Source organism: Streptomyces sp. NPDC093111, from assembly GCF_040683955.1.
Classification (GTDB): domain Bacteria; phylum Actinomycetota; class Actinomycetes; order Streptomycetales; family Streptomycetaceae; genus Streptomyces.
On the sequence record NZ_JBFBNW010000022.1, the window covers coordinates 119,104 to 144,674 of the forward strand.

Below are 25,571 nucleotides of genomic sequence, written 5' to 3' on the forward strand. Positions count from 1 at the left end.
GGCCGTCAACCACCGTGCGGGGAACGGAGGGTGACGGGAGGGGCGTGCGAGGGGGCGTGCGGGGCGTCAAGGCGCGCCGGCGCGTTCGCCGGATCGGGTGGGAGGCGCCCGGTGCTCGCGGATCGCGGGCCCGGGCGCGGCAGGATCGGGGCGACGGGGTCGTCCTGGACGGGAGCCGTGGGGGCTCCCGGACCCCGTCGCCGAAGAGAGCGTCGCGTGCCGACATCGCCGCTCTCCGCCGCCCCCGGACCCGGCTCCGCTCCGGGGGCGGCGTCGTGCGCGGGCGCTCAGAGCGCCTCGGCGTACAGCTCCTCGATCAGCCGGGTGACCGTCTCCGGCTCCCGCAGGGTCGGGTAGTGGTCGGTGGCGGCCAGCCGTTCGAGCCGGCAGCGGGGGATCCGCGCGGCCATCTCCTCGTTGCAGCGCACCACCACGGGCCGGTCCAGCTCGCCCAGGGCCAGCACGGTGGGCACGGCGATCTCGCCGAGCCGGTCGAAGGCCGGGGTGCCGGTCCGCTGGTGGCCCACGTTGGCGAACCAGGCCGGCAGCACCGCCCGGAAGTGCGCGGCGACCACCGGATCGGACTCGGGCGTACCGCCGCCGGCGGCACCCCACAGGCCCATGCCGAGCCGCACGATGCCCTCCATGTCACCGGCCTTCGCCAGCCGCTCCACGTCCTGGTAGAACTCCGCGTCCTCCAGGCCCGGATAGCCGGTGACCCCGGGGACGAACAGCGCCAGGCCCGCGACCCGGCCGGGCTCGTCCAGGGCGAGGTCGACCGAGGCGGCCCCGCCCATGCTGGAGCCCACCAGGACCACCCGTCCGAGGCCGAAGTGGTCGAGGACCGCGGACAGGTCGGCGGCCGGGAGGTACGGGACGGTGGGCGCGGGCGAACGCCCGTAGCCGCGCGCGTCGTAGCGGATCACCCGGTGCCGCGCGGTGAGCGCCGGGAGCACCGGGTCCCAGATCGTGGAGTCGCCGACGCCGGGATGGACCAGGACCAGCGGCAACCCGTCCCCGCCCGTGTCGTCCGCCCAGAGTTCGCCGCCGTCCGTCTTCACCATGGTCTCCATGGGGTCAGTCTGGCCGGACGGCACCGGCGCGCACCAGCCCGCCTCAGGCCGTGTCGCTGTCAAGTACCGAGTCGGGTCAACCTTCCTGACGTTCTGTCAGTAGTGGCGGAAATCCTGCCTGGACACCCCTACTGGTGGGTTCTACTGTCGAGTCACTTCGCAGGTCCCCCCCCAGGCACCACCCGTACGCACCCTGCTCGAACTGCTCGAACTGCTCGAACTGCTCGAACTGCTCGACCTGCTCACGCGTCACCGCACCGTGCGACGACCCGCACCTCCTCGCACCCCACCGTCGATCACCGAGGAGATCCCCATGTCCAAGCTGCTCGTCTCCCTCACCGGCCTCGCCGCCGCCGGCACCCTCGTCCTCGGGGCCACCGGCACCCAGGCCGCCTCGACCACCGTGTCACCCGCCGGCCACTCCGTCGCCGCCAAGCTCACCGGCAAGGCCACCTTCGTCGCCGGGACGACCACGATGACCTGCACCGTCTCCGCGTCCGTACCGGCCGGCGGAGCCAACAACGCCGTCCCCGCCGCCCCCGGCAACCACAACGACGCCGGAGCCGTCACCTTCCCCGTCAACCCGCCCAGCTTCAGCGGCTGCACCACCAGCATCTTCGGCGTGAACGTCACCATCACGAGCAACGCCACCAACGGCCCCTGGACGCTCTCCCTCCAGAACGGCTCCCCCGCCACCGGCGGCTTCACCATCCCCAAGGGCGGCGTCGTGCTCAAGACCAGCGGTCTCGCCAGCTGCACCATCACCGCCTCGCCGGCCGGCCCGACCGCCGTCAACGGCGCCTGGACCAACGGCGCCCCCTCCAGCGTCGCCATCGCCGCCGCGCCCGTCCCGGCGACCGCCACCGGCGGCTTCCTCTGCCCGACCGGCAACCAGTCGGCGACCTTCAGCGCCACCTACCAGCTCACCGACACCACCGACCCGGCCCAGCAGGTCACCGTCACCGGCTGACCCGCCGGCCGTCGGACCCTGCGCGTACCAGCCCGGATCTTCCGGGTCCACCTGCCCCCGGAAGACCCACCGGCTCCACGCCTGGTAGCCGAGGACGACCGGGACGAGCAGGACCCCGAAGGCGAGGAGCAGTTCCAGCGTGCCGGCGTCCGCCGCGGCCCGGCCCACCGGCAGACCGGCGGGCGGGCCGTCGGCGGACGCCGGCACGTACGGGTACTGCCCCGCACCCACCACGACCACCGGCAGCGGCGCGGCGAGCGCGGTGGCGGCGAACGCCCGCCCGGGCCGCGCCCGCCCCCGAGCGGCCGCCGCGCCCTGAACAGCGCAACCCACGGCCCTTCACCGCCCACTGGACCTCACCCTGACGCCACGCCCACCAGCAGCCCCTTGGTGTCCAGCGGCAGCTCCACCACCCGTTCGAGGGCCAGCCCCGAACGGTCCAGGAGGGCCCGGTACGCGTCGAGGGTGCGCTGCCGGCCGCCGTTGACCACCAGCAGGTGCAGGTCCCACAGCGCGGCCAGGGCACCCGATCCGTCGTCCGTCGTCACCCGCTCCAGGACCAGCAGCCGCGCCCCCGGCGCGAGCACGGCCCGCACCCGGCGCAGCAGCCGGAGACAGCGCCCGTCGTCCCAGTCGCCGAGCACCCGGGACAGCAGGTAGACGTCCCCGTCCCCGGGCAGCGGGGCCTCGAAGATGTCCCGGCCGAGCAGCTCGACCCGTTCCAGGCCCACGCTCGCGGCCAGCTGCGCCCGGGCCAGCGGCAGGACGTGCGGCAGGTCGACGAGCACCCCGCGGGCGTCCGGGGCGGCCGACAGCACGGTGGCGAGCAGCCGCCCGGCGCCGCCCCCGAGGTCCACCACTCGGCCCGGCCCCGAGAGGCCGAGGACGCCCGGGACCGCGTCGAAGACGGCGTGCCCGGCCTGCATCACCCGCTGGAAACGGGCCGCCGCCTCGGGCTCCCGGGCCAGGTACGCGAGCAGCGGCTCTCCGTGGGCCAGTTCGAACCCGGGCGTCCCGGTGGTCAGCGCCTCCTCGGCGTGCCCCCAGGCGCGGTAGAACTCCTCCCCGTACAGCAGGCACATGTCGCGCAGCGAGCCCGGCCGGTCGCGCAGCAGCTCGCCCACGGGCGTCGTCCGAAGGACGCCGTCGGCGTCCGTCTCGAACACCCCGAGCAGGACGAGCAGGCGCAGCAGCCGGTGCGCGACGTCGGGGTCGAGGCCGGTGGCGGCGGCCACCGCGGCCCCGTCCCGGTGCCCCCCGGCCACCAGGTCGGGCAGCCGCAGCCGGGCGGCGACGTGGACGGCCTGGGTGCGCCAGGCGCCCGTGACGAGCTCGAACGCGGCGCGCACGGCCCGCGGATCGGTGGTCATGACGGTATCCAGTCCCTCGCGATGTGGGGGGTGCCGATGCCCAGGGAGCGCATGTGCTCGATGGGGTTGGTGTACTCGCGGCTGGCCGCGATGAGGCCGTCCGCCAGCTCGAAGCGGTGGACGAAGCGGTTGCGGTAGTGGCCGGCCGGATAGCCGGGGAAGCGGATGGTGCCCTCGCCGCCGCACTCCACCCAGATCAGGCCGGTGTGCTGCGTCTCGTACACCTCGACGTCGGTCCAGACCCAGTCGGGCAGCACCTGGAGCGACAGTTCGCCGTGGCGCCGCAGCCGCTCCTGTCCCCGGACCACGATGGGCCGGCCGACGTCGGTGAAGAACAGGGCGGCCGTGCCGTCCTCGGTGTAGAGCCGGTGGCGCCGCAGCCTGCTCTCGCGGTCGGTGCGGAGGAAGGCGTCGACGGTGGCGCGGTTGCGGTCGTGGAGCGTGGACTCACGCATCACGGACTCCTTTCGGATCGGATCGGATCGGAACGAAGCGGGTGTGGTCAGGGGCTCGGGCACGGTCAGGGCCTTCGGCAGCGTCACGGCCTTCGGCAGCGTCACGGCCTTCGGTACGGTCACGGCCTTCGGTACGGTCACGGCCTTCGGTGCGGTCAGAGCCTTCGGTACGGTCAGGGCTGGAGCCGGCAGGACCGCCAGCCGCTCCCGGGGACGCGCTCGTAGCGCAGCCGCTCGTGCAGCCGGTCGGTGCCGTCCGCCCAGAACTCCAGCCGCTCGGGGACGAGTTCGAGGGCGATGTACGCGGCCGGGCGCGGCTGCGGTCCGGCCTCCGCCAGCCGCGCGGCGCGGGCCCGCAGCGCGGCCACCTCGGCCGGGCCGGCCAGCGGGGCGCTCTGCCGGGACGCCACGGTCATCGCGTGGGTGAAGACCGGCCGGGCCGCCCACAGGGCGTCGGCGGTGGCGTCGGGCAGTCGCCGCACCCGGCCGCCCACGCTGACCTGCCGGCTCGTCTCCCGCCAGTAGAGCAGCCCCGACGCCCAGGGGTTCGCGCGCAGTTCGCGCTCCTTGCCGCTGCCGTGGTGGGTGGTGAAGACCAGCCCCGTGGTGGTGATCCGGCCCACGGCGACGATGCGGGTCGACGGGCGTCCCGCCGCGTCGGCCGTCGCGAGCGCCAGCGCCCGCGGCTCCCGGACCCCCACCGCCTCCGCGCCCTCCAGCCAGCGGCGCAGCAGCCCGATCGGATCGGCGGGCGGCTCCTCGTACTCGGGGAACGGCAGCGAGACGGTTCCGGTGAGGGTCTCCGAGCGGCCCGACGGCCGGACGGCCCCGACGCGCTCGCTGTGCTCGCTGTGCTCGGTGCGCTCGGTGCGCTCGCTGTGCTCAGACATGGATCCTCCCGTGGGCCACGGTGACGGCCTCGCCGCCGACCTCGACGTACTCGACCCGGTCCCCGGACCCTTCGGCCCGGGCCAGCATCAGGGAGTCGCGGCCCAGTTCGACGCCCTGCCGGATCTTCAGGTGCCGCCCGTACGCCACCTGCCCGTGCCGGGCGAGATGGACGGCGAGCGGGCCGGCGGCCGAGCCCGTCGCCGCGTCCTCGACCACGCCGTACGCGGGCGAGAACATCCGGCTCCGCCAGCGCGTCCCCGCCCCGGCGAAGCAGTTCGCGGCCAGGTCCTCGAAGGCGGCGAGGGCCCGGTGGTCGGGGCTCAGGGCCGAGAGCGCGGCCACGGACTCCAGACCGACGAAGACGTGCCGGGGACCGTTCCGGTAGACCTCCACGGGCAGCGTGGAGGCGGGCACGCCCAGTGCCGCGAGCAGCTCCGCCGTGCGGTCGAAGGGCTCCCAGGCGGGCACCGGCTGGCGCATCGTGGCCGCCGCCACCCGGCCCGCCCGCCGTTCGAGCCGGCAGGGCACCATCCCCATCGCGGTCTCCAGGAGCAGCCGGTCGCCCCGCACGTACGGCCCGAGGGCGACGGCGGTCCCGAGCAACGGGTGCCCGGCGAAGGGAAGTTCGTTCACCGGGGTGAAGATGCGCACCCGGGCGTCGCCGCCGTGGCGCGGCGGGAGCACGAAGGTCACCTCCGACAGGTTCATCTCCCGGGCGATGCGCTGCATCCACGAGGCCGGAAGCCCGGCGCAGTCGAAGAACACGGCCACCGGGTTCCCCCGCAGGGGTTCACGGGCGAAGGCGTCCACCACGACGTAGGGGCGCATGACGTCCTCTCCTCCTCACCGGCGTGCCCGTCGGGGGACGGGCGGCCGCAGGGCCCGGCGGGCGGCGCGGGCGAAGATGCCCGGACCGTCCCGGGTGAGCACGGACTCGGGATGGAACTGCACGGTGGTGAAGTGCGGTCCGCGCAGCGCGTGCACCTCGCCGGTCTCCGGGTCGCGGCTCAGCTCCACCGCGCCGACCCCGTCGACGACGGTCCGGTCGGCCGGGCCGCGCGCGGCGAAGGTGTTGTAGAAGCCGACCCGCTCGCGCCGGCCGAACAGGTCGATCTCCTTCTGTACGCCCTGGTGGGGGACGTCCCTGCGGACCAGCGGCAGACCGAGCTCCAGGCTGACGACCTGATGGCTCAGACAGACCGCGAGGAACGGGCGCCGCCCCGCCAGCAGCCCGCGGGCCGTCGTCCGGATCGCCTCGATGCGGGGGTGTCCCGCCTCGCCGGGGTCGCCGGGACCCGGCCCGAGGACCACCAGGTCGTACGCCTCGGGCGCGAACTCCTCGTCATGGCGACGGACCGACACCACGAGCCCGAGGGCCCGCAGCTGGTGCGCGATCATCGCGGTGAAGGTGTCCTCGGCGTCGACGACCAGGACCGTGCGCCCGGCGAGACCGTCGGGGTCCGGGCGGCCCGCTCGGCCCGCGAGGCCGTCGGCTCCGTCGACTCCGCCGACCGCCGCGAGGCCGCCGGCTCCGTCGGCTCGGTCGATCGCCGTGAGACCGTCGGACCCGGCGGGTCCGGCCGTCCTGGAGCCCCCGGCACCGTCGGACCGGCCCGCCCCTCCCGCCTCGTGGTCGCCCCGGCCCAGCCAGAAGCCGGACAGGTCCGCGTTGCGCCGGGCCAGCGCGGCCCGCACCTCAGGGTGGGTGCCGAAGGGGCCGGGGCCGTCGCCTTCGAGGGCGGCGAGCAGCCCGGCCGCCTTGGCCCGGGTCTCGGCCGCCTCCGCGTCCGGGTCGGAGTGGCGGACCACCGTCGCCCCGACGCCGATGGCGACCCGGCCGGCGGCGTCGATGTCGGCGGTGCGGATGAGGATCGCCGAGTCCAGCTCCCGGCCGCCGGCCGCGTCCCGCCCGATCAGCGCGACGATCCCGCTGTAGTAGCCGCGGCCCCCGCCCTCGTAACGGGCGATCACCCGGCAGGCGTTCTCCAGCGGGGAGCCGGTGACCGTCGGAGCGAACAGGGTCTCGCGCAGGATCTCGCGCACCTCGCGGTCCGTCCGGCCCTCGATGAGGTACTCGGTGTGGGCGAGCCGCGCCATCTCCTTGAGGTACGGACCGACGACCCGGCCGCCGCCCTCGCAGATCCGCGCCATCATCTTCAGCTCCTCGTCCACCACCATCGACAGCTCGTCGCGCTCCTTCCGGTCGGAGAGGAAGGCCATGACCCCGGGCAGACTCGGCCCCTCGGGCGGATGCCGGTACGTGCCGCTGATCGGGTTCATCACCGCCGTGCCGCCCCGCAGGCTGACGTGCCGCTCGGGCGAGGCCCCGACGAAGGTGCGGGCCCCGGTGTGCACGAGGAAGGTCCAGTACGCGCCCGACTCCTGTTCCAGCAGGCGCCGGAAGAAGGCCAGGGCGCTGTCCGGGCCGTGCTCGGCGAGCTCCGCGAGGAAGGTGCGCCGCAGCACGAAGTTGGCGCCCGCGCCCTCGCCGATCGCCTCCCGCACGACCCGGCCGACGGTCCGCGCGTACGCCTCGTCGTCCAGGTCGAAGCGGGCGCCGGTGAGCACCGTCGCCTCCCGCGGCAGCCGCGCCAGCGCCTCGCCCACCGGGACGGTGCCGTGGCCGGTCACCGTCATGGCGATCAGCGGCGCCCCGTCGTCGGCGCAGGCGAAGCCGCGCTCGGTGATCTGCCGGTACGGGACGACGACCAGCGACTCGTGGCGGGCGCCCCGCGCCCCGTCGGGCCGCTCGGGCAGCGGGATCCCGGCGAGGGCGGCGGGCAGCGACACCCGGCCGACCAGGACGTCGAGGACGTCCGGCGCGCCCGCCCCGGGACGGTGCAGCAGCGCGTACGCGGGGGGCCGGGGCCCGGGGCCCAGCAGGGGTTCCAGGGCGTCGGTCATGACAGGACCTCCTCGGTGGTGACGACCATGGCGCAGCGCTCGGCGGCGTACCGCAGGGCCGCGTCGTGGTGTTCCCTGGAGAAGTCGGCGACGGCGTCGGCGACGAGGAACACGCGGATGTCGTGGGTGAACGCCTCGACCGCCGTCGCGAGGACGCCCACGTGGGCGTACACCCCGCACAGGACGAGCTGGTCGCGGCCGGTCTCCCGCAGCCGGGCGAGCAGCCCGGAGCGGAAGAAGGCGCTGTAGCGGCGCTTGACGAGGAGCCAGTCGCCGGCGGCGGGCGTGAGCGCCGCCACCACCTCCCGGTCCTCGGGGGAGGCCCGCATCCCCGGCCCCCAGAAGTCCCGCAGCAGCCCGCGCTCCCGCCGCGTCATCGAACCCGGCTGGGCCGTGTAGGCGACGGGCATCCCGTGCGCCGCGCACCGCTCGCGCAGCAGCGCGGCCCGGGCGACGAGCTCCCGGCGCGGGGTGGCCGGGAAGGGGGCGAGGAAGTAGCGCTGCATGTCGTGGACGAGCAGCACCGCGCGGCGCGGATCGAGCCGCCACCGGGCCGTGTTGGCGGGCAGTTCGGCCGCCGACGGCAGCCGGTACGGGGTGATGGGCGGGATGCCGGTCACGGTGCTCCCCTCCAGGCGGAGGCGACGCGGAGCGCCTGCCACGGATTGAGCCGCGGGTCGCAGAACGTCGTGTACACCTCGGAGACCCGGCCGAGCCCGTGCCGGTCCGAGGCGCACTCGGTGACCTCGTCCGGGGTGGTCTCCAGGTGCAGCCCCGCGGCCACGCCCCCGGCGGACTCGACGGCCCGCTGGAACAGCACGACCTCGCGGCGCACGGTCGGCACCACCCGGGTCTTGGTCCCGTCCTCGGCCTGCACGGTGTTGCCGTGCATCGGGTCGCAGAGCCAGCCGACCGGGTGGCCGGCCGCCCGCACCGCCTCGACCAGCGGCGGCAGCCGGTCGGCGACCAGGCCGGCCCCCATCCGGGAGATCAGCGTGAGCCGTCCGGGCACCCGCCCCGGGTCGAGCCGCTCGCACAGGGCGAGCAGTTCCGCCGGGGCCAGGTCGGCGTCGACCTTGCAGGCGACCGGGTTGGCGACCCGGGCGAGCAGCGCCACGTGGGCGCCGTCGACGTGCCGGGTCCGCTTGCCGATCCACGGCCAGTGCGTGGAGCCGAGGTACATCCGGCCCTCGTCGTCGTGGCGCAGCAGCGGCACCTCGTAGTCGAGCAGCAGGGCCTCGTGGCTGGTCCACACCGGAGGTTCGAGGCCGCGCGGCGGGGACGCCCCGCGCCAGCCCAGGTGCTCCATGACGTCCCCGGCGGCGAGATAGCCGAGCAGCAGGCGCAGCGGGTCCGGCCGGCGGCTCTCCTCGTCGGGCTCGGGCCCGTTGACCAGGTGCCCCCGGTACGAGGGGAGTTCGAGCCCGCCGATCCGCTCGACGGGGCTGGAGCGCGGCTTGGCGTACTGGCCGGCGATCCGGCCCACCCGGAGCACCGGTTTGCGGGAGGCGGTGCGCAGCGCCCCGGCCAGCAGGTCGAGCACGGCCACCCGGCGGCCCACGTGGCCCGCGGTCCGCTCCTCCGGGTCCTCGGCGCAGTCGCCGGACTGCACGACCAGCGCCCGGCCCTCGGCGACCCGGGCGAGCAGCACCCCGAGCGCCCGCAGGTCCTCGGGCCGCACCAGGGCCGGCCGGCCCGCGAGGGCCGCCCGCACCCGGCGGGTCTGGGCCGGGTCGGGCCAGTCGGGCTGCTGTTCGGCGCCCCGGCCGCGTATCTCGTGGAGCAGGTCCTCCACGGCATGGGTCGGGCTCATGTCGGTATCCCCTCTCGGCGGACCGAGGGCACCGGGATGCCCAGGGCGCGCAGTTGGGCGAACGGGTTCATGAATTCGCGGTTGCGGACGATCCGGCCGTCGGCCAGCTCGAAGGAGTGCAGGAAGTGGTTCTCGTAGAACCCCTCCGGATAGCCGGGGAAGCGGATCCGGCCGTGGCCGTCGCACTCCACCCAGAAGTGGTTCGGGTCCTGCGTCTCGAAGACGCGGACGCCGTACCACTCCCAGTCGGGGAAGCAGCGCATCGACCAGACGGCGTGCTCGGCGAGCCGGTCGCGGCCCCGGATGGCGATCGGGGCGCCGGTGTCGGTGGTCCACAGGCCGCCGGTGCCGTCCTCGGTGAACAGCTCGTGCCTGCGGAGCCGGTCCCGGCCCCGGGTGGTCATGTACCTCTCGACGGTCTGCCGGTTGCGGCGGCGCAGGGCGCTCGCGTCGGCGAAACCTGGCTGCGGTGCGGTGCCGGACATCTCGGGTCCTCCTGGTGCGGGTACGGCGTCGATGCGCCCACCCTCCGCCGCCCGGCGACCCGGGCACCCGGGTCGGGAGACCGGCCGCCCCCTCAACCGCGAACGGGTCGCCCGTCCCGGTCGGGACCGGGACACGACGGGGCCGTCCGCCTCATGCGCCCGGTGTGCCGGGAACGGAAGGGTGGTGTCCTACGGGCGGGCCGTCGGGGCCGCCCCCGAGCCGTGCACAGGAGTACGCCATGGGGTCAGTCGTGGCGGGGCGGAGCCGTCCCGTCGGTGCCGAGTCCCGCGTTGCGGGCCCGGACGATCGCCTGCGCCCGGTCGTTGACCTGGAGCTTGCTGAAGATGTTCGTGACGTGGTTGCGGACGGTCTTGTCGGAGATGGTCAGCCGCCGCGCGATCTGCCGGTAGTCGAGGCCGCCCGCGAGCAGGTCGAGGACCTCCAGCTCGCGCGGGGTCAGATCCGGGAAGACCTCCCGCCCCGGCGCGGCGGCCAGGGCCCCGAAGAAGGACTGGAGCCGCTCGGCGATCCGCGGCCCGAAGACCGCGCCGCCGCCCGCGACCGTACGGATCGCCCCGATGATCTCCTCCCGCCCGGCGCCCTTCACGAGGTAGCCGCTGGCCCCGGCCCGTACCGCCGCGAGGAGGTTGTCGTCGTCCTCCGACATGCTGAGCACCAGCACCCGGGTCTCCGGCCGGTCGCCGAGCAGCCGCCGGGTCACCTCGATGCCCGAGGCGTCCGGCAGCCCGAGGTCGAGCACCACCACCTGCGGCGCGGTCCGCGCGCAGAGCGCGACGGCCTCGGCGGCCGACGAGGCCTCGCCCACCACCCGGAAGCCGTCCTCCGGGAGCAGCGCCCCGCGCAGCCCGTCCAGGAACATCGGGTGGTCGTCCACCAGCACCACCGTGACCGCGGACTTCTCGGAGCCCTGAGCGCCCTGGGGGCCTTCTGCCGTCATGCCGATTACTATAGGTATGCATATGAACGCATGGAGTGAGAACGCGCCGTCGGGTTCCCACCGGGCGGAGGGCGAGCGGCAGCTGGCCGCCGCCGCGCTGTGCGCCGCGGTCACCGTCGCCCTCGCCGGGCTGTGGGTCTGCTACCTGCTGGTCAACCTGGGCGCCCCCGGGAGCTCCGAGAGCGCCCAGAGCCTGCGCGTCCTCCTGTACGGGCTGCCCGCCATGGCCGCCGGCGTCCTCGTCCACGCGCACTGGCCGGGCCGCCCCGTCGGCTGGGTGCTCATCGCCTACGGCATGACGGTGATCCTGCCCGCCGCCCTCGCCGCCCCGATGTGGCTCGGGCACCCCTCCCCGTCGCTGCGCGCCGCCGTCCTCGTCTTCGAGGCGCTCGCCAACTGGCTCAAGGTCACCCTCTGGTACACGCTGCCGCTGTGGTTCCCCGACGGCCGGCTGGCCCGCCGCTGGTGGTGGTACCTGGCGGGCGTCGCCGTCTGGGTGGCGCCGCAGGCCTTCGCGTACGCGGCCCAGCCCGTGCGGTTCGGCCTGCCCAACCCCCTGGCCACCGGCTGGTGGGGGAGCGCCGCGACCTTCCTCGACAGCCGGCTCGGCCTCGCCGAGAACGTCACCCACTTCGTCCTCATCGGCGTCAGCGGCGCCGTCATGTTCCACCGGGTCCGGCGCATCGGCTCCACCCGCACCCGCTGGGCGCTGCTCGCGCTCCTCGGCTCGTACGTCGTGTGGGGCGTCGCGCAGAGCATCACGTACAACTTCGGAGACGCCCTGCGCTGGCCCATGTACTGGCTGATGACGGCGGCCTCCGTCGCCCTGTCCGCCTCCGTCGGCTACGTCGTCGTCCGCACCGGCTCCTGGCGGCTCACCCGCCCGGAGCGGCGCATCCTCGCCGGACTGCTCGTGGTCGCCCTGCTCACCGCCGCCGACGTCGCCGTCGTGGCCGCCCTCGTCAGCGGCATGACGCCCAGCCGGTACGCCGACGCCCTGGCCCTCGTCGCCGTCGCCTTCCTGATGGGCGCGGGCCTGCGCCGCACCGTCGCCTGGGCGGTCGGCGTCGTCGACCGGCTCTACTACGGGGACCGCGCCCACCCCTACCAGGTGCTGCACACCCTCGCCGCCCGCATCAGCCACGCCGGCAGCTCCCAGGACATCCCCGACACCCTCTGCGCCACCGTCGTCGAGACCCTGCGCCTGCCCGCCGCCGCGCTCGCCGTCCACACCCGCGCCGGGGACCGGGTGCTGGCCCGGGTCGGCTCGCTCGGCGACCACCCGCACCACTTCGACATGCTCCACCAGGGCACCGTCGTCGGCCGGCTCTCCGTCGGCCTGCGCGAGGGCGAGACCGAGCTGGACGCGCAGGACGGCCTCATCCTCTCCTCCCTCGCCAGCCAGGCCGCGCCCGCCGTCGCCTCCCTGCGGCTCCAGGAGGACCTGCGCACCAGCCGCGAGCAGATCGTCACCGCGCGCGAGGAGGAACGGCGCCGGCTGCGCCGCGACATCCACGACGGGCTCGGCCCGGCCCTCGCCGGACTGCGCCTGCGCGTCGAGAACGCCACCGCCCGGCTGCCCGCCGAGGACACCCTGCGCGAGGCGCTGCGCGCCGTCTCCGACGACCTCGGCATGGCCATCAAGGAGGTCCGCCGGATCACCGACCGGCTCGGCCCCGCGCCCCTCGGCGAACTGGGCCTCGACGGCGCGCTCCGCCAGCTCGCCACCACCTTCGACGGCGCCCGGCTGACCGTGTCCGCCGGCTTCGACCCCGACCCCCTGCCGCCGCTCCCCGCCGCCGTGGAGGTGGCCGCCTACCGGATCGCGGCCGAGGCCCTCAACAACGTCGTACGGCACGCCCGCGCCACCCGGGCCGAGATCCGGCTGCGGGCGGACGCCGGGGCGCTCACCGTCACCGTCGAGGACGACGGCAGCGGCTTCGGTCGGGGCGCCGTCCACCGCGGCGTCGGCCTGCGGTCCATGGCCGAACGGGCCGCGGAGATCGGCGGCCGGTGCACGGTCGAGTCCTTCGTCCACGCCGGCCGCGGCACCCGGGTCCGCGCCGTACTGCCCCGCTCGACCGTCGGCTCGACGGAGCCGCCCCTCCCGGCCTCGTCCGTGGAGCGGGGGTAGGGGGCTGTGACCGGTCGGGTGCGGTTCGGGGTGCCGTACCGGATCGGGTCGGGTCGGGTCGGGCTCGCGGTGCTGTGCCCGACCGAGCCCGGCTCGGGGTGCCCTGCCGGATCGGGGCCGGCTCGGGGTGCCGTGCCGTGCCGGATCGGATCGGGTTCGGTTCCGAGTGCCGTGCCGTGCCGTGCCGTGCCGTGCCGTGTCGGTTCGGGCCCGGCCCGCGTGCCCTGCCCGGTCGGCCCGGCCCGGGTGCCCTGCCCGGTCGGCCCGGCCCGGGTGCCCTGCCCGGTCGGCCCGGCCCGGGTGCCCTGCCCGGTCGGGCCCGGCCCGGGTGCCCTGCCCGGTCGGGCCCGGCCCGCGTGCCCTGCCCGGTCGGGCCCGGCCCGGGTGCCCCGCCCGATCGGCCCGGCCCGGTGCCCGCCGATCACGCCCGGCGCGCGGCCCCCGGGACCTCCCGAGGACGTCTGCCGCGCACGGCGCGCACGGGCGCCCGGTCCACCGGTCCGGACGTGGATTCGGCCGCCCCCTGCCCGCCGTGCTTTCCTTGACGGACACCCGACCGAAGAAGGCATCGCATCCATGAACAGCTCGGACCGCACGGGAGATCCCTCCGGCCTCGCCGACCTCAACGGCACCCCGCCGCTCCCGGCCGCGGAGAGCTTCGACGCCATGGCGCTGCCCGAGGCGGTCCTGACGACGCTGGCCGCCCAGGGCGTCACCACCCCGTTCCCGATCCAGTCCGCCGCCCTGCCCAGCGCCCTCGCCGGCCGTGACGTCCTCGGCCGAGGGCGCACCGGCTCCGGCAAGACGCTCGCCTTCGGCCTCGCGCTCCTCGCGCGCACCGCCGGCCGCCGCGCCGCCGCGAAGAAGCCGCTCGCCCTGGTGCTCGTCCCCACCCGCGAACTGGCCCAGCAGGTCACCGAGGCGCTGACGCCCTACGCGGACGCCCTCGACCTGCGGCTCGCGACCGCCGTCGGCGGCATGCAGGCCGGCCGCCAGGCCAAGGAGCTGCGCTCCGGGGCCGAGGTCCTGATCGCCACCCCCGGGCGCCTCAAGGACCTGATCGAGCGCCGGGACTGCCGGCTCGACGAGGTCGCCGTCACCGTCCTCGACGAGGCCGACCAGATGGCCGACCTGGGATTCCTCCCGCAGGTGACGGAACTGCTCGACCAGGTGCCGTCCGGCGGCCAGCGGATGCTCTTCTCTGCCACCCTGGACCGGGACGTCGAGACCCTGGTCCACCGCTACCTCCAGGACCCCGTCGTGCACGCCGCCGACGCGGCCGCCGCCCCCGTCCCCACGGCCGAGCACCACGTGCTCCGGGTCGACGCCGGCGACAAGTTCGCCGTCGCCGGCGAGATCGCCACCCGGGACGGGCGCGTGCTCATGTTCCTGCACACCAAGATGTCCGTGGACCGCTTCACCCGGCAGCTCGTCGCCGCCGGGGTGCGGGCCGCCGCGCTGCACGGCGACAAGTCCCAGCCCCAGCGCACGGACACCCTGGAGAAGTTCCGGACCGGCGCGGTCACCGTCCTGGTGGCCACCAAGGTCGCCGCCCGCGGCCTGCACGTCGACGACCTCGACCTGGTCGTCAACGTCGACCCGCCCACCGACCCCAAGGACTACCTCCACCGCGCCGGCCGCACCGCGCGCGCCGGGGCCTCCGGCAGCGTCGTCACCCTGGCCCTGCCCGACCAGCGCCGCGACCTGGCCCGGCTCCTCACCGAGGCCGGCGTCCGCTCCCGCACCACCGACGTCCGCCCCGGCGCGGCCGAGCTGCGCAGCATCACCGGTGCCACGGCCACGGCCGGCACCCCCGGCGGCGGGACGGCCGCCCCCGCAGAGCGCGACCGGCGCGGCGCCGCCTTCCGCGGCATGGGCACCACCCCCGGACGGCCCGGCCGCGCCAAGAACGAGACCCGCAAGACCGCCGACGCCCGGCGCGCGGCCGAGGCCCGCAAGGCCGCCCGGGTGCGCCGCGGCGGCGCCTGACGCACGACGGGGCGCCCGCCGCCTGGAGGGGCGGCGGGCGCCGGGGTCACGGGTCCGCGGTCTGCTGCTCGGACCCTACGGCTGGCACCCTGGGCAGTCCCGCTTGGTGCACGAGGGCTTGTGGCCGGGTCGAGCGGAGCCGGTGCCCTGCGCGCCGCCGCCCTTCGAACCGAAGAGCACGGCACTCACGAGCGCCACGAGGGCAAGCACCGATCCGATGATCTTGCGCTTCATTTTGTTCTCTTCCTGGACTCCGCCGGTGCGGCTTCCTCTTCCATGCTCACCTCGGAGGCGTCCCGGGCACATGAGGCCCATGACCCACTCCGGGCCCCTTCCGTCACAGCGACACCGTCCGCCGGCTCAGCACCGGCAGCTCCGCCGGGCTCTTCGCCCGCACCGGCGGCGGGACCGGGCGCCGCACGGCCACCGCGTACTCCTCCCGCCACAGCTCGAACACCGCGAGGGCCCAGATCGTCCCGGCCTGCCGCTCCGACGGGCGGGCGAGCTGGGCGGCGAGCAGCCGCTCGACCGCCCGCCAGCTCAGCAGCCCCGAGGCGCGCAGCCGGGCCGGGGACAGCGCCTCCCGCACCAGGTCGGTGAGCGCCCCGCCCGGGACCAGCAGCTCCGAGACCCGCCGCCGGGCGTCGCCCGGGACCCTGTTCCCCGGGCCGCCCAGATGCGCCGCGCGGCGCAGCCCGCGCACCGGCAGCAGCTCCTCCCGCTCGAACGCGGCCAGCACCGACCGCCGCGAGCGGACCGCCGCCGCCTCGCCGAGCCGCGCGGCCAGCGCCCCCGCCGTGTCGCCCCGCTCGGCGAGGTACGCCCGGTAGTCGGCGCTGTAGAGCCGGGACCGGTCCTCGGCACCGACCGGCGCGAGGCCCTCGGCGTAGCGGGCGAGCCAGTCCTCGCCGGGGTCGCCCACGGCCGCCGCCACCCGCCGCCGGCCGGCCTCCGTGTCCACGACGAGGTCGCTGCCGAGACGCCCGGCGGGCCCGGTCGTGGGACCGGCCGCCGCGGGGCCCGTCGGGAGGCGCCCGGCGTACGCGGTGAGCGCGTCCGGGTCGGCCTCGGGCTGCCCGAGCCGCCAAAGCAGCGCGGGCAGCAGCGCCGGCAGGTCCCGCGCCCGGCGCCGGTCCAGCGGGTCGGACAGCGGGTCCGGCCCACGGCCCGGCTCCCGGACCGGCAGCTCCGGGGACGGCGCTCCCGGTCCGCCCGGGACCCCGCCCAGGAGCTCCCGGTCCGGCGCCCCCGGCCCCGGGACCCGCCGCGCCCCCGCCAGCTCGCGCCGCAGCAGCCGGGGCGCCCGCCCCGGTTCGCACACGGCGGTGGTGCCCGGCGGGAGCACCCGCACGCCCTCGAACAGCGTGGCCCCGCCCAGTGCGGCGCCCACCGTGAGGTACGCGTCGAGACCGGGCGTCCACAGCGTCGGCGGGTCCGGGAGCAGCGCGAGCAGCGCCGGGAGCTCGGTGGCGAAGGACAGCACCTCACGGGTGGAGTTCCAGTGGTAGTAGAGCGGGACCGAGCCCGCTTCGTCGGAGGCGAGCACCAGGACCGGCGTCCCGCGCGCGTCGACGACGGCCGCCGCGTACCCGCCCCGCAGCCCCTCGGCGAAGCCCGCCCCGTCCGCCTCGAAGGCGGCGCGCAGCAGCGCCGCGTGGTTCCGCTCGGCGACCGGGCGGCCGCCGGCCTCGATACGGCTCAGCAGCGGCAGCCGTACGTCCACGGCGCCGGCGAGCACCGCCGCCACGCCCTCGCGGCGGTCGGCCCGCCCACCGGCGAGCGCCCAGCCCCGGCCGCGCAGCACCCGGGTAGCGGGCTCCTCGCAGGGGCCCGGCGCGCCCCGCAGGGCGTAGGGCGCGGTGGCGGTGCCGAACTGGCCCAGGATTCGCGCCATGGTGATCACGACTTTCCGTTGTGCCGGTGGTTCCTGTCGTTCCTCGTCGGGGCCGGGGCCCCGACGACACCCCTACGGTGGGCCGCCCACCGTCCCGTCCACACGGGACGCGGGCCCGGTCCGACTCCCGGTCCGGTTCCCGGGACTCCTCGCGCGTTCTGCCGATCTTCGGCATCCTGGTGGCCTGAAGTCCGCCCCGGGCGGGGCGAGTCGGAGTGTCCAGCGGAGGGGGAGCCGTACCGGATGAGCGCGTCAGCGGAGGCCGAGGGCGGAATACGGAAGCGGAAGCGGCGGCGGCCCCGGGCGAGGACGGTGCTGCTCACCGCGCTCGCGCTGCTGGTGGGGGCGATCCTGCTCACCGCGGGCACCGGCTACTGGGCGTACGAGCACTACACGGGCCGGGTGCAGCGGATCCCGCAGACCTTCCCCACGAACGCGCCGGTCCCCGCCGCCTCCAAGGGTGGCCAGAACTTCCTGCTGATGGGGCTCGACTCCCGCTCGGACGTCCCCACGACGGGCAGCGACGCCAAGGGCACGCTGTGGAAGTACGGGGACCAGCGCAGCGACGCCATGATGCTGGTGCACATCCCGGCCGACCACTCCGCCGCGTACGTCGTCTCGCTGCCCCGGGACTCCTGGGTCGACATCCCCGGCCGGGGCCGCGCCAAGCTGAACGCGGCCTTCTCCTGGGGTGGCCCGCCGCTCCTCATCGACACCGTGCAGCGCCTCACGGACGTGCGGGTGGACCACTTCGCGGTGATCGACTGGAACGGCTTCCGCAAGCTCACCGACGCCGTCGGCGGCGTCGACATCCTGATGGCCGACGGGGAGCGCCGGCACATGGACGGCGCGCAGGCGCTGGACTACGTGGGGGAGCGCAAGAGCCTGCCCAACGGCGACTTCGACCGCACCCACCGGCAGCAGAACTACCTGCGCACGGTCCTGGAGAAGGTGATGACCTCCGCGTCGCTCAAGGACCCGCTGCGGCTCAAGAGGACCCTGGACATCTTCACCGAGACCGTCAGCGTCGACGAGCGCTTCGGCGACGGCGAGCTGCGCGAGCTGGTGTGGAGCATGCGGGAGGTCCGGGCGGGCGACATGACCTTCATGAACGCCCCGGTGAAGGGGACCGGCACGGTGAAGGGCCAGTCGGTCGTGCACCTCGACCCGGCCGGGGGCGCCGCGCTGTGGAAGGCGTACCGGGACGACACGGTCGGGACCTACCTGGAGACCCATCCCGTCGACCGGCTGCGCCCCGCGACCAACTGAGCCGCCGGCCGGGCCCGGGGGCCCGGGCCGGCGGCTCGGTCGCGCGGCCCGCTCAGACGGTCTCCGGGAAGTGGCAGGCCACCTCCCTCGGCTCGCCCGGCGCGATCCTCCGCAGCGGGGGAGCCTCCGTCCGGCAGACGGCCTGCGCCTTCGGGCAGCGGGGATGGAAGGTGCAGCCCGGCGGGGGTGCGGCCGGGCTCGGCGGGTCACCGAGCAGGGTGATCCGCTCCCGGCTCCGCTCGGCCGCCGGATCCGGCAGCGGCACCGCCGACAGCAGCGCCCGCGTGTAGGGGTGGGCGGGCGCGCCGTACACCCGGTCCTTGTCGCCGATCTCGACGATCCGTCCGAGGTACATGACGGCGACCCGGTCGCAGACCCGCTTCACCACCGACAGGTCGTGGGCGATGAAGAGGTAGGCGAGGCCCAGTTCGGCCTGGAGCCGTTCCATCAGGTTGACGATCTGCGCCTGCACGGAGACGTCGAGCGCCGACACCGGCTCGTCGGCCACGACCAGCCGGGGGCCGGTGGCCAGCGCGCGGGCGATGCCGATGCGCTGGGCCTGCCCGCCGGAGAACTCGTGCGGGAAGCGGTCGGCGTGCTCGGGGATCAGCCCCACGAGCTCCATCAGCTCCCGCGCCCGGGTGCGGGCGTCCGCCGCCGAACTGCCCTGCACCAGCAGCGGATCGGCGATGATCCGGGCCACCGACTGGCGCGGGTTGAGCGAGGAGTGCGGGTCCTGGAAGACCATCTGGATCTCGCGCCGCAGCGGCTTGAGGGCCCGCTGCGAGAGATGGGTGACGTCCTGGCCCGCGTAGCTGACGGAGCCCGAGGTGGGTTCCAGGAGCCGCACGATCATGCGGCCGGTGGTCGACTTGCCGCAGCCGGACTCGCCGACCAGGCCGAGGGTCTCGCCCTCGGCCAGGTCGAAGCCGACGCCGTCGACGGCCCGCACGGGCGCCGAACGGCGGCGTCCCGGGAAGGCCATGGTCAGATCGCGCACCCGCAGCAGCGGCGCGGCGGCGTCGGGCGGGGACGCCGGGTGCGGCAGGGCCGCGTGGGCGGTGGTCATGAGTCGACCCCTTCGTACGGGGGAGGCGCGGGCGCCGACAGCGCCGGGAACGCGGGGAAGTGGCAGGCGGTGACGTGTCCTTCGGGCCCTTCGAGGCGGGGGCGTTCGCTCGCGCAGCGCTCCCGCTCCGCGTCGGTCCCGGCGGCGGCCCGCGCGCAGCGCCCGGCGAAGGCACAGCCCGGCGCCGGGTCGAGGAGCGACGGCGGGCTGCCGGGGATCGCCCGCAGCGGTACGTCGTCGGGGTCGTCGAGCCGGGGCAGCGAGTCGAGCAGCCCGCGCGTGTACGGGTGCGAGGGCTCGGCGAACAGGGTGTCCACCGGGGCCTGTTCGGCGGCCCGCCCGCCGTACATCACCAGCACCTCGTGGGCGACCCGGGCCACCACGCCCAGATCGTGGGTGATCATGACGACGGAGAGCCGCCGTTCCTCCTGGAGCCGGGCCAGCAGGTCGAGGATCTGCGCCTGCACGGTGACGTCGAGCGCGGTGGTCGGCTCGTCGGCGATGAGCAGGTCCGGTTCGCAGACCAGGGCCATCGCGATCATCACCCGCTGGCGCATGCCGCCGGAGAACTGGTGCGGGTACTCGCCCACCCGGCGCTTCGGCTCGGGGATGCCGACCTCGGCGAGCGCCTCGACGGCGCGGGCGCGGGCGGCGGCCCGCCGGGAGCCGAAGTGCACCCGGTGGTGCTCGGCGATCTGCTCGCCGACGGTGTAGTACGGGTGCAGGCTGGACAGCGGATCCTGGAAGATCATCGCCATCCGGCGCCCGCGCAGCGTGTTGAGCTCGCGGTCCGGCAGGCCGACGAGCTCGCGCCCGTCGAGCACGACGGAGCCGGACACCTCGGCCCCGGTGTGCAGGCCCATGACGGCGAGCGAGGTCACGGACTTGCCGGAGCCGGACTCGCCGACGATGCCGAGGGTGCGTCCGTGCGGCACCTCGAAGGAGAGGGAGTCCACGGCCCGGACGGGGCCGCGCGGGGTCGGGAAGGTGACCGTGAGGTCGCGGACCCGCAGCAGGGGTTCGGGTGCGGTCATCAGTACCTCACTCGCGGGTCGACGACGGCGTAGAGCAGGTCGACGCACAGGTTGGCGACGACGATGAAGGTGGCGGCGAGCAGGGTCACCCCGAGGATGACGGGCTGGTCGCCGGTGGTGAGGGCACCGTAGAAGAGGCGTCCGACGCCGGGGAGGCCGAAGAGGGACTCGGTGATGACGGCGCCCGCGAGGAGCCCGCCGAGGTCCATGCCGAAGATGGTGAGGATCGGGGTCATGCCGGCCCGGAGGCCGTGCTTGACGACGACCGTGCGGCGCGGCAGGCCCTTGGCGCGGGCGGTGCGGATGTACGGCTCCGCCATGGACTCGATCATCGAACCGCGGCTCTGCCGGGCGTACATGGCCGCGTAGAGCACGGCCAGCGCCAGCCAGGGCAGCAGCAGGTTGGAGGCCCAGGACAGCGGGTCGCTGGTGAAGGGCACGTACTGCGGGTAGGGCAGCAGTCCGGTGAGCCGGATGAAGCCGTAGATGAGCAGCACCGAGGTGAAGTACACCGGCAGGGAGGCGGCGGCGACCGCGCCGATCATGAGGGTCCGGTCGGTGAGGGTGTCCTTGCGGAGCGCGGAGGTGACGCCGGCGGACAGGCCGAGGACCAGCCACAGGACGGCGGAGCCGACGGCGAGCGAGGCGGAGACCGGCAGCCGGTCGACCAGCAGGTCCCAGACGGCCTCGCTGTTCTCGTAGGAGTAGCCGAGGCAGGGGAACTCGCAGCGCAGCGCGTACTGGCCGCTGCCCATGGTGCGGCCGGTGAAGATGCCGGTGACGAAGTCGCCGAACTGGCGCCACAGCGGGGCGTCCAGGCCCATGTGGGCGCGGATCGCCTCCAGGCGTTCGTCGCTGCACGCCTTGCCGCAGGCGGCGGCGGCCGGGTCGGAGGGCAGCACGTAGAAGATGACGAAGGTGACGGCGGCGATCGCGAGGAGGACGCCGATCACCCCGAGCAGCCGGCGGCCGAGGTAGAGGATCACGAACGGCCCCCTCGTGGGTCGAGGATGTCGCGCAGGGCGTCGCCGAGGAGGGTGAACGCGAGCACGGTGAGGAAGAGGCAGACGCTGGGGACGAGGAAGTACATCGGGTCGGTGTCGTAGTAGGCGACGCTCTCCGCGATCATCTGCCCCCAGGACGGGGTGGGCGGGCGGACGCCGACGCCGAGGTAGCTGAGGGCGGCCTCGGTGGCGATCATGCCGGGGATCATCAGCGTGGTGTACGCGATGACGGGCCCGGAGACGCCCGGCAGGATGTCGCGGGCGAGGATCCGCAGCGGGCCGGAGCCGCCGACGCGGGCCGCGTCGACGTACTCGCGGTGCTTGAGCGAGAGGGTCTGGCCCCGGACGACCCGGGCCACTCCGGGCCAGCCGAAGAGGCCGATGACCAGGATCATCAGGAAGGTGCGGTTGACGTCCCGGGCCACCGACATCATCGCGATCATGAAGATGAGGGAGGGGAAGGACATGGTGAGGTCCATCAGCCGGGACAGCACCGTGTCGGTGCGGCCCCCGAAGTAGCCGGCGGCGATGCCGGCGGCGGTCCCCGCCACCACGACGATCGCGGTGGCGGAGAAGGCGATGAGCAGCGACACCTGGCCGCCGTGCACGACGCGGGCGAACAGGTCGCGTCCGTTGATGGGTTCGACGCCGAGCCAGTGCTCGGCGGAGACCCCGCCGAACGGCCCGATCGGCATGCCGCCGAGGTACGGGTCGACGGCGGACTTGTCGAACTCCTCGGGGCCCCAGCCGCCGAGCGCGCTGATCAGCGGCGCGGCGACGGTCATCAGCGTGAAGAGGGCGATGACGGCGAGGGAGATCTTCAGCGAGATGCGGCGGCGCAGTTCCGCGCGGACCGTGTGCCAGGCCCCGCTGCCCCCGGACACCGGAGGGGAGGTGGTGGTGAGCGTCATGGCAGGGGCGTCCTTCAGTTCGCGCTCTTCGACGGGTCCTTGAGACCGACGGTCGCGTAGTCGAGCTGGCCGCTCCAGGAGCTGTGTCCGAAGGCGCCGGCGACGTTGGTGCCGATGAGCAGCGTGCGGCGCTTCGAGGCGCCGGGGGCGACCGGGGCCTTGGCGAGGATCTGCCCGTCGAGCTCCTGCCAGGCCTTGTTGGCCTGGGCGCCGTCGGACATGGCGGCGATCTCGTCCATCCGCTCCATGGTGGCCTCGTCCTTGAAGAGCGAGTGGTTGCCGGAGTTGCCCTTCTCCTTGATGAAGCGGCCGTCGAAGAGGAACGGGAGGAAGGTGGAGCCGGAGGGGTAGTCGGGACACCAGCCGGTGTAGATGAGGTCCGTGCGGTTCTTGGTGTCGCCGATGGTGTCGTAGAAGGCCGACGGGTCGACGGTCTCGATGGTCACCTTGATGCCGGCCCGGCCCAGCGACTCCTGGACGGCCTCGCCGATGCGCTTGTCGTTGATGTTGACGGTGAGGCGGGTGGAGAAGCCGTCGGGCTTCCCGGCCTCCTTGAGCAGCTGCTTGGCCTTCTCGACGTCGCCGGAGAGCGGGATCTTCAGGGTGTCGGGCTGCTTGCCGCCGGTGAAGAGGGCGCCGGGCATGGCGGCGGAGGAGGCGTCGACGACGGCCGGGCCGCCGGCGGCGGTGACGATCGCCTCCCGGTCGAGCGCGTACTGCACGGCCTGGCGGACCTTCAGGCTGTCGAAGGGGGCCCGGCCGGTGTGCATCTGGACCATCTCGGTGCAGCTGCTGGACTCGGCGAGCAGCCGGGCCTTCACGTCCGCCTTGGTGAGCACCTTGGAGATCGACTCGGGGCGGAGCTGGGCCCAGGAGACGGCGGAGGCGTCGGCCCCGGAGGAGGCGATCAGCCGGTCGTCGATCTGGTTGCCCTTGAGGCCCATGGTGACGACGATCCGGTCCGGGTACGCCTTGCGGACCGTGTCGGACTTCGGGTCCCAGTGGGTGTTGCGGACCAGGACCAGCTGCTTGTCGCGGCCGTAGCTCTCGATCTTGTACGGGCCGGAGGAGAACGGGCGGTTGTCGTACTGGGGGCCCTTGTCCTGGGCCTGCGGCACCGGCGCGAAGGTCGGGAGGGTGGCCGCGAAGGAGAACTCGGCGAAGGGCTTGTGGAGTTCGAAGACGATCGTGCGGGCGTCCGGGGTCTTCACCGAGTCCAGATGCTTGCCCTCGGCGGGGCCCCGGTAGTCCTTGCCGCCGACGAGGTAGCGGGCGGCGTAGTCGGGGCCGCCGGGCAGGTCGGGGGAGAAGGACCGCTCGACGTTGTGCTTGATGTCCTGGGAGGTGATCGGGGTGCCGTCCTCGTACTTCAGACCGGCCTTGAGGCGGAAGGTCCAGGTCTTGGCCCCGTTGGAGGGGGTGCCGAGGTCCTCGGCGAGGTCGGGGACCAGCTCGCTGCCCTTGGCGCCGGGCTCCGCCTTGTAGGTGACGAGGGTGCGGTAGAGCAGCCGGGTGCCGAAGTCCATGTCGGGCATGACCCAGTTGCGGGCCGGGTCGAGGTGCGTGAAGTCCTGGTTGGACAGCACGGTCAGCGTGCCGCCCTTGACCGGAGCACCGCCCACGATCTGGCCGACGGTGCCGGTCGCGGGGTTGGCGCCGCGGTGTCCGCCGCTCCCCGCCGTCCCGCCTCCGCCCGCGCCGGAGCAGCCGGTCGCACCGAGGGTGAGGGCCGCGAGCAGGGCGGCGGCGAGGGCGTTTCGGGTGTGCTTGTCCATCAGGGGTCACTCCGGGTGGAGAAGGTCGGACAGCCGTGGGCGGCTGGAATGTGACCCGTAACATAGTAATGTGAAATTGTACTGCGCAAGCCCCTGAACGTCCTGAACACGAGCGGACTCGAACCGCTCGCTCCCCCGGAAGGCCCGTCGCATGACCGTCATCTCCCGCAACCCGGCCGATCCGGCCGACCTCCTCGTCCAGCTTCCGGCCCCCGGCGCCTTCGCCGCCGCCGACGCCGTCGAGCGGGCCCGCACCGCCCAGGCCGCCTGGCAGGTCGCCGGAGCCGCCGCCCGCTCCGCCGCCCTCGGCGCCATCGCCGACGCCGTCGAGGCCGCCGCCGCGGAACTCGCCGCCCTCGCCGTACGCGAGGTCGGCAAGCCGCTCGCCGAGGCACGCGCCGAGGTCGCCCGCACCGCCGCGATCTGGCGCTACTACGCGCAGGCCCCCTACGCCCCCACCGGCGCCGTCCACGAGACGGCCGCGGGCCCCGGCCTGCTCCTCACCCGCCGCCGCCCGCACGGCGTGGCCGCGCTCATCACCCCCTGGAACTTCCCCTTCGCCATCCCCACCTGGAAGGCCGCCCCCGCCCTCGCGGCCGGCAACGCGGTCGTCCTCAAGCCCGCCCCCCAGGCCACCGCCTGCGCCCGGCGACTCGCCGAGATCGTCGAGAAGGCCCTGCCCGACGGGGTGTTCACCGTCGTCCCCGGCGGCGCCACCGAGGGCGGCGCCCTCGTCTCCGCCGCCGACGTCGTCTCCTTCACCGGCTCCTCCGCCGTGGGCCGCTCCGTCGTGCGCAGCGCCACCGCCCGTGGCATCCCGGTCCAGGCCGAGATGGGCGGACTGAACGCGGCGATCGTCCTCCCCGACGCCGACTTCGGCCTCGCCGCCGCCCACATCGCGGCCGCCATCGCCGGCTACGCGGGCCAGAAGTGCACCGCCACCAGCCGGGTCATCGCCGTCGGCACCGCCCTCGGCCCGCTGCGCGAGGCGCTCACCGAGGCGCTCCGGGCCGTCCCCGTCGGCGACCCGGCGGCCGAGGGCACCGTGTGCGGCCCGCTCATCGACGAGTCCGCCCGCACCGCCGTCACCACCGCCTGGCGCGACCTGCCCGTCCTCGCCGGCGGCAGCGTGCCCGACGCCCCCGGCTGGTACGCCGCCCCGACCCTCGTCGAGAAGGTCGCCCCCGGCCACCGGCTGCTCCGCGAGGAGGTCTTCGGCCCCGTCGCCGCCCTGCTCACCGCGACCGACCTCGACCACGCCGTACGCCTCAGCAACGCGGCCCGCTACGGCCTCGTCTCCTCCGTCCACACCGCCGACCTCGGCGCGGCCCTGCACGGCCTGGACCGGCTCGACACCGGTATGGTCCGGATCAACGCCCCCTCCACGGGCGTCGACTTCCACCTGCCCTTCGGCGGCTCCAAGGCCTCCAGCTTCGGCCCGCGCGAGCAGGGCGAGGCCGCCCTCGGCTTCTACACGGGATCCAGGCCCGGCTCTCCTCGGTGTGGGCCACCGCCGCCGTCGCGGGCCCGACGGCGGGCGGGCTGCTCGCCGGATACGCGGACTGGCGCTGG

At 75.0% G+C, this 25,571-nt stretch carries 22 protein-coding genes and 1 pseudogene; 5 read left to right on the top strand and 18 right to left on the bottom strand.

Annotated features, from left to right (window positions below; genetic code table 11):
* Positions 1–287 precede the first annotated feature (287 nt).
* Positions 288–1,073, bottom strand: a complete 786-nt coding sequence (locus AB0Q96_RS32070) for an alpha/beta hydrolase (RefSeq protein ID WP_365331634.1) — start codon at positions 1,071–1,073, stop codon at positions 288–290.
* A 313-nt stretch (positions 1,074–1,386) separates the two neighbouring features.
* Here AB0Q96_RS32070 and AB0Q96_RS32075 point away from each other — a divergent pair, with 313 nt between their 5' ends.
* Positions 1,387–2,043, top strand: coding sequence for a hypothetical protein (locus tag AB0Q96_RS32075; protein WP_365331636.1), 657 nt, complete (start codon positions 1,387–1,389; stop codon positions 2,041–2,043).
* Positions 2,044–2,163: 120 nt separating this feature from the next.
* Here the strand turns inward: AB0Q96_RS32075 and AB0Q96_RS32080 are convergent.
* The 10 genes and pseudogenes from AB0Q96_RS32080 to AB0Q96_RS32125 form a co-directional block, all read right to left on the bottom strand.
* Positions 2,164–2,376: pseudogene (locus AB0Q96_RS32080) on the bottom strand (cytochrome d ubiquinol oxidase subunit 2); the annotation flags it as partial.
* Between the two features lie 23 nt (positions 2,377–2,399).
* Entirely contained in the window at positions 2,400–3,413 is a 1,014-nt protein-coding gene (locus AB0Q96_RS32085) for a methyltransferase (protein ID WP_365331638.1), read from the bottom strand.
* Positions 3,410–3,868: a PhzA/PhzB family protein gene (locus AB0Q96_RS32090; protein WP_365331640.1), complete on the bottom strand. Its 459-nt coding sequence runs from the start codon at positions 3,866–3,868 to the stop codon at positions 3,410–3,412. The genes AB0Q96_RS32085 and AB0Q96_RS32090 overlap by 4 nt, the downstream gene beginning before the upstream one ends.
* 173 nt (positions 3,869–4,041) lie before the next feature.
* Complete coding sequence (gene phzG, locus AB0Q96_RS32095; protein ID WP_365331642.1) at positions 4,042–4,758, bottom strand: phenazine biosynthesis FMN-dependent oxidase PhzG; 717 nt, start codon at positions 4,756–4,758, stop codon at positions 4,042–4,044.
* A complete protein-coding gene (locus AB0Q96_RS32100; RefSeq protein ID WP_365331644.1) occupies positions 4,751–5,587 on the bottom strand; it encodes a PhzF family phenazine biosynthesis isomerase in 837 nt (278 codons plus the stop codon). Before AB0Q96_RS32100 ends, phzG begins: the two co-directional genes overlap by 8 nt.
* A gap of 15 nt (positions 5,588–5,602) precedes the next feature.
* Positions 5,603–7,663 carry a chorismate-binding protein gene (locus AB0Q96_RS32105; RefSeq protein WP_365331646.1) on the bottom strand — a complete coding sequence of 687 codons (2,061 nt, stop codon included), beginning with the start codon at positions 7,661–7,663 and terminating at the stop codon, positions 5,603–5,605.
* Positions 7,660–8,283, bottom strand: a complete 624-nt coding sequence (locus AB0Q96_RS32110) for an isochorismatase family protein (RefSeq protein WP_365331648.1) — start codon at positions 8,281–8,283, stop codon at positions 7,660–7,662. The genes AB0Q96_RS32105 and AB0Q96_RS32110 overlap by 4 nt, the downstream gene beginning before the upstream one ends.
* On the bottom strand, positions 8,280–9,458 hold the full coding sequence (locus AB0Q96_RS32115; protein WP_365331684.1) for a 3-deoxy-7-phosphoheptulonate synthase: 1,179 nt from the start codon (positions 9,456–9,458) through the stop codon (positions 8,280–8,282). Before AB0Q96_RS32115 ends, AB0Q96_RS32110 begins: the two co-directional genes overlap by 4 nt.
* 14 nt (positions 9,459–9,472) lie before the next feature.
* Positions 9,473–9,961 (bottom strand): PhzA/PhzB family protein, encoded by a 489-nt coding sequence (locus AB0Q96_RS32120; protein WP_365331650.1) that lies wholly within the window; start codon positions 9,959–9,961, stop codon positions 9,473–9,475.
* A gap of 245 nt (positions 9,962–10,206) precedes the next feature.
* Complete coding sequence (locus tag AB0Q96_RS32125) at positions 10,207–10,920, bottom strand: response regulator transcription factor (RefSeq protein WP_365331652.1); 714 nt, start codon at positions 10,918–10,920, stop codon at positions 10,207–10,209.
* 22 nt (positions 10,921–10,942) lie between these two features.
* On the opposite strand from AB0Q96_RS32125, the gene AB0Q96_RS32130 reads away from it, so the two are divergent.
* Positions 10,943–13,054 carry an ATP-binding protein gene (locus AB0Q96_RS32130; RefSeq protein WP_365331654.1) on the top strand — a complete coding sequence of 704 codons (2,112 nt, stop codon included), beginning with the start codon at positions 10,943–10,945 and terminating at the stop codon, positions 13,052–13,054.
* A gap of 576 nt (positions 13,055–13,630) precedes the next feature.
* Positions 13,631–15,043, top strand: a complete 1,413-nt coding sequence (locus AB0Q96_RS32135; RefSeq protein ID WP_365331656.1) for a DEAD/DEAH box helicase — start codon at positions 13,631–13,633, stop codon at positions 15,041–15,043.
* Positions 15,044–15,118: 75 nt separating this feature from the next.
* On the opposite strand, the gene AB0Q96_RS32140 is transcribed toward AB0Q96_RS32135, so the two are convergent.
* Both AB0Q96_RS32140 and AB0Q96_RS32145 read right to left on the bottom strand, forming a co-directional pair.
* A complete protein-coding gene (locus AB0Q96_RS32140) occupies positions 15,119–15,277 on the bottom strand; it encodes a hypothetical protein (protein ID WP_365331658.1) in 159 nt (52 codons plus the stop codon).
* A 103-nt stretch (positions 15,278–15,380) separates the two neighbouring features.
* The gene (locus AB0Q96_RS32145; protein WP_365331659.1) at positions 15,381–16,937 is read right to left on the bottom strand and encodes a hypothetical protein; all 1,557 of its coding nucleotides are present in this window, start codon (positions 16,935–16,937) and stop codon (positions 15,381–15,383) included.
* 243 nt (positions 16,938–17,180) lie between these two features.
* Here AB0Q96_RS32145 and AB0Q96_RS32150 point away from each other — a divergent pair, with 243 nt between their 5' ends.
* Entirely contained in the window at positions 17,181–18,206 is a 1,026-nt protein-coding gene (locus AB0Q96_RS32150) for an LCP family protein (protein ID WP_365331661.1), read from the top strand.
* A gap of 52 nt (positions 18,207–18,258) precedes the next feature.
* On the opposite strand, the gene AB0Q96_RS32155 is transcribed toward AB0Q96_RS32150, so the two are convergent.
* Genes AB0Q96_RS32155 through AB0Q96_RS32175 form a run of 5 tightly spaced genes read right to left on the bottom strand, consistent with a single transcriptional unit; the run spans position 18,259 to position 23,999 of the window.
* Entirely contained in the window at positions 18,259–19,275 is a 1,017-nt protein-coding gene (locus tag AB0Q96_RS32155) for an oligopeptide/dipeptide ABC transporter ATP-binding protein (protein WP_365331663.1), read from the bottom strand.
* A complete protein-coding gene (locus tag AB0Q96_RS32160; protein WP_365331664.1) occupies positions 19,272–20,309 on the bottom strand; it encodes an ABC transporter ATP-binding protein in 1,038 nt (345 codons plus the stop codon). Before AB0Q96_RS32160 ends, AB0Q96_RS32155 begins: the two co-directional genes overlap by 4 nt.
* Entirely contained in the window at positions 20,309–21,295 is a 987-nt protein-coding gene (locus AB0Q96_RS32165) for an ABC transporter permease (protein ID WP_365331666.1), read from the bottom strand. Before AB0Q96_RS32165 ends, AB0Q96_RS32160 begins: the two co-directional genes overlap by 1 nt.
* Positions 21,292–22,224 (bottom strand): ABC transporter permease, encoded by a 933-nt coding sequence (locus tag AB0Q96_RS32170; RefSeq protein WP_365331668.1) that lies wholly within the window; start codon positions 22,222–22,224, stop codon positions 21,292–21,294. The genes AB0Q96_RS32165 and AB0Q96_RS32170 overlap by 4 nt, the downstream gene beginning before the upstream one ends.
* Before the next feature lie 14 nt (positions 22,225–22,238).
* Complete coding sequence (locus AB0Q96_RS32175; RefSeq protein WP_365331670.1) at positions 22,239–23,999, bottom strand: ABC transporter substrate-binding protein; 1,761 nt, start codon at positions 23,997–23,999, stop codon at positions 22,239–22,241.
* Between the two features lie 151 nt (positions 24,000–24,150).
* Here AB0Q96_RS32175 and AB0Q96_RS32180 point away from each other — a divergent pair.
* Positions 24,151–25,571 (top strand): aldehyde dehydrogenase family protein (locus tag AB0Q96_RS32180; RefSeq protein WP_365331672.1); only part of this gene is annotated, 1,421 nt, incomplete at its 3' end.

Bases quoted from the DNA above. Each gene is read 5' to 3' on its own strand.
- AB0Q96_RS32135 (WP_365331656.1), top strand. From the start codon at position 13,631: ATGAACAGCTCGGACCGCACGGGAGATCCCTCCGGCCTCGCCGACCTC.
- AB0Q96_RS32145 (WP_365331659.1), bottom strand. From the start codon at position 16,937: ATGGCGCGAATCCTGGGCCAGTTCGGCACCGCCACCGCGCCCTACGCC.
- AB0Q96_RS32170 (WP_365331668.1), bottom strand. From the start codon at position 22,224: ATGACGCTCACCACCACCTCCCCTCCGGTGTCCGGGGGCAGCGGGGCC.
- AB0Q96_RS32140 (WP_365331658.1), bottom strand. From the start codon at position 15,277: ATGAAGCGCAAGATCATCGGATCGGTGCTTGCCCTCGTGGCGCTCGTG.
- AB0Q96_RS32085 (WP_365331638.1), bottom strand. From the start codon at position 3,413: ATGACCACCGATCCGCGGGCCGTGCGCGCCGCGTTCGAGCTCGTCACG.
- AB0Q96_RS32105 (WP_365331646.1), bottom strand. From the start codon at position 7,663: ATGACCGACGCCCTGGAACCCCTGCTGGGCCCCGGGCCCCGGCCCCCC.
- phzG (WP_365331642.1), bottom strand. From the start codon at position 4,758: ATGTCTGAGCACAGCGAGCGCACCGAGCGCACCGAGCACAGCGAGCAC.
- AB0Q96_RS32070 (WP_365331634.1), bottom strand. From the start codon at position 1,073: ATGGAGACCATGGTGAAGACGGACGGCGGCGAACTCTGGGCGGACGAC.
- AB0Q96_RS32130 (WP_365331654.1), top strand. From the start codon at position 10,943: ATGAACGCATGGAGTGAGAACGCGCCGTCGGGTTCCCACCGGGCGGAG.
- AB0Q96_RS32125 (WP_365331652.1), bottom strand. From the start codon at position 10,920: ATGACGGCAGAAGGCCCCCAGGGCGCTCAGGGCTCCGAGAAGTCCGCG.
- AB0Q96_RS32160 (WP_365331664.1), bottom strand. From the start codon at position 20,309: ATGACCGCACCCGAACCCCTGCTGCGGGTCCGCGACCTCACGGTCACC.
- AB0Q96_RS32155 (WP_365331663.1), bottom strand. From the start codon at position 19,275: ATGACCACCGCCCACGCGGCCCTGCCGCACCCGGCGTCCCCGCCCGAC.
- AB0Q96_RS32150 (WP_365331661.1), top strand. From the start codon at position 17,181: ATGAGCGCGTCAGCGGAGGCCGAGGGCGGAATACGGAAGCGGAAGCGG.
- AB0Q96_RS32075 (WP_365331636.1), top strand. From the start codon at position 1,387: ATGTCCAAGCTGCTCGTCTCCCTCACCGGCCTCGCCGCCGCCGGCACC.
- AB0Q96_RS32100 (WP_365331644.1), bottom strand. From the start codon at position 5,587: ATGCGCCCCTACGTCGTGGTGGACGCCTTCGCCCGTGAACCCCTGCGG.
- AB0Q96_RS32175 (WP_365331670.1), bottom strand. From the start codon at position 23,999: ATGGACAAGCACACCCGAAACGCCCTCGCCGCCGCCCTGCTCGCGGCC.
- AB0Q96_RS32090 (WP_365331640.1), bottom strand. From the start codon at position 3,868: ATGCGTGAGTCCACGCTCCACGACCGCAACCGCGCCACCGTCGACGCC.
- AB0Q96_RS32120 (WP_365331650.1), bottom strand. From the start codon at position 9,961: ATGTCCGGCACCGCACCGCAGCCAGGTTTCGCCGACGCGAGCGCCCTG.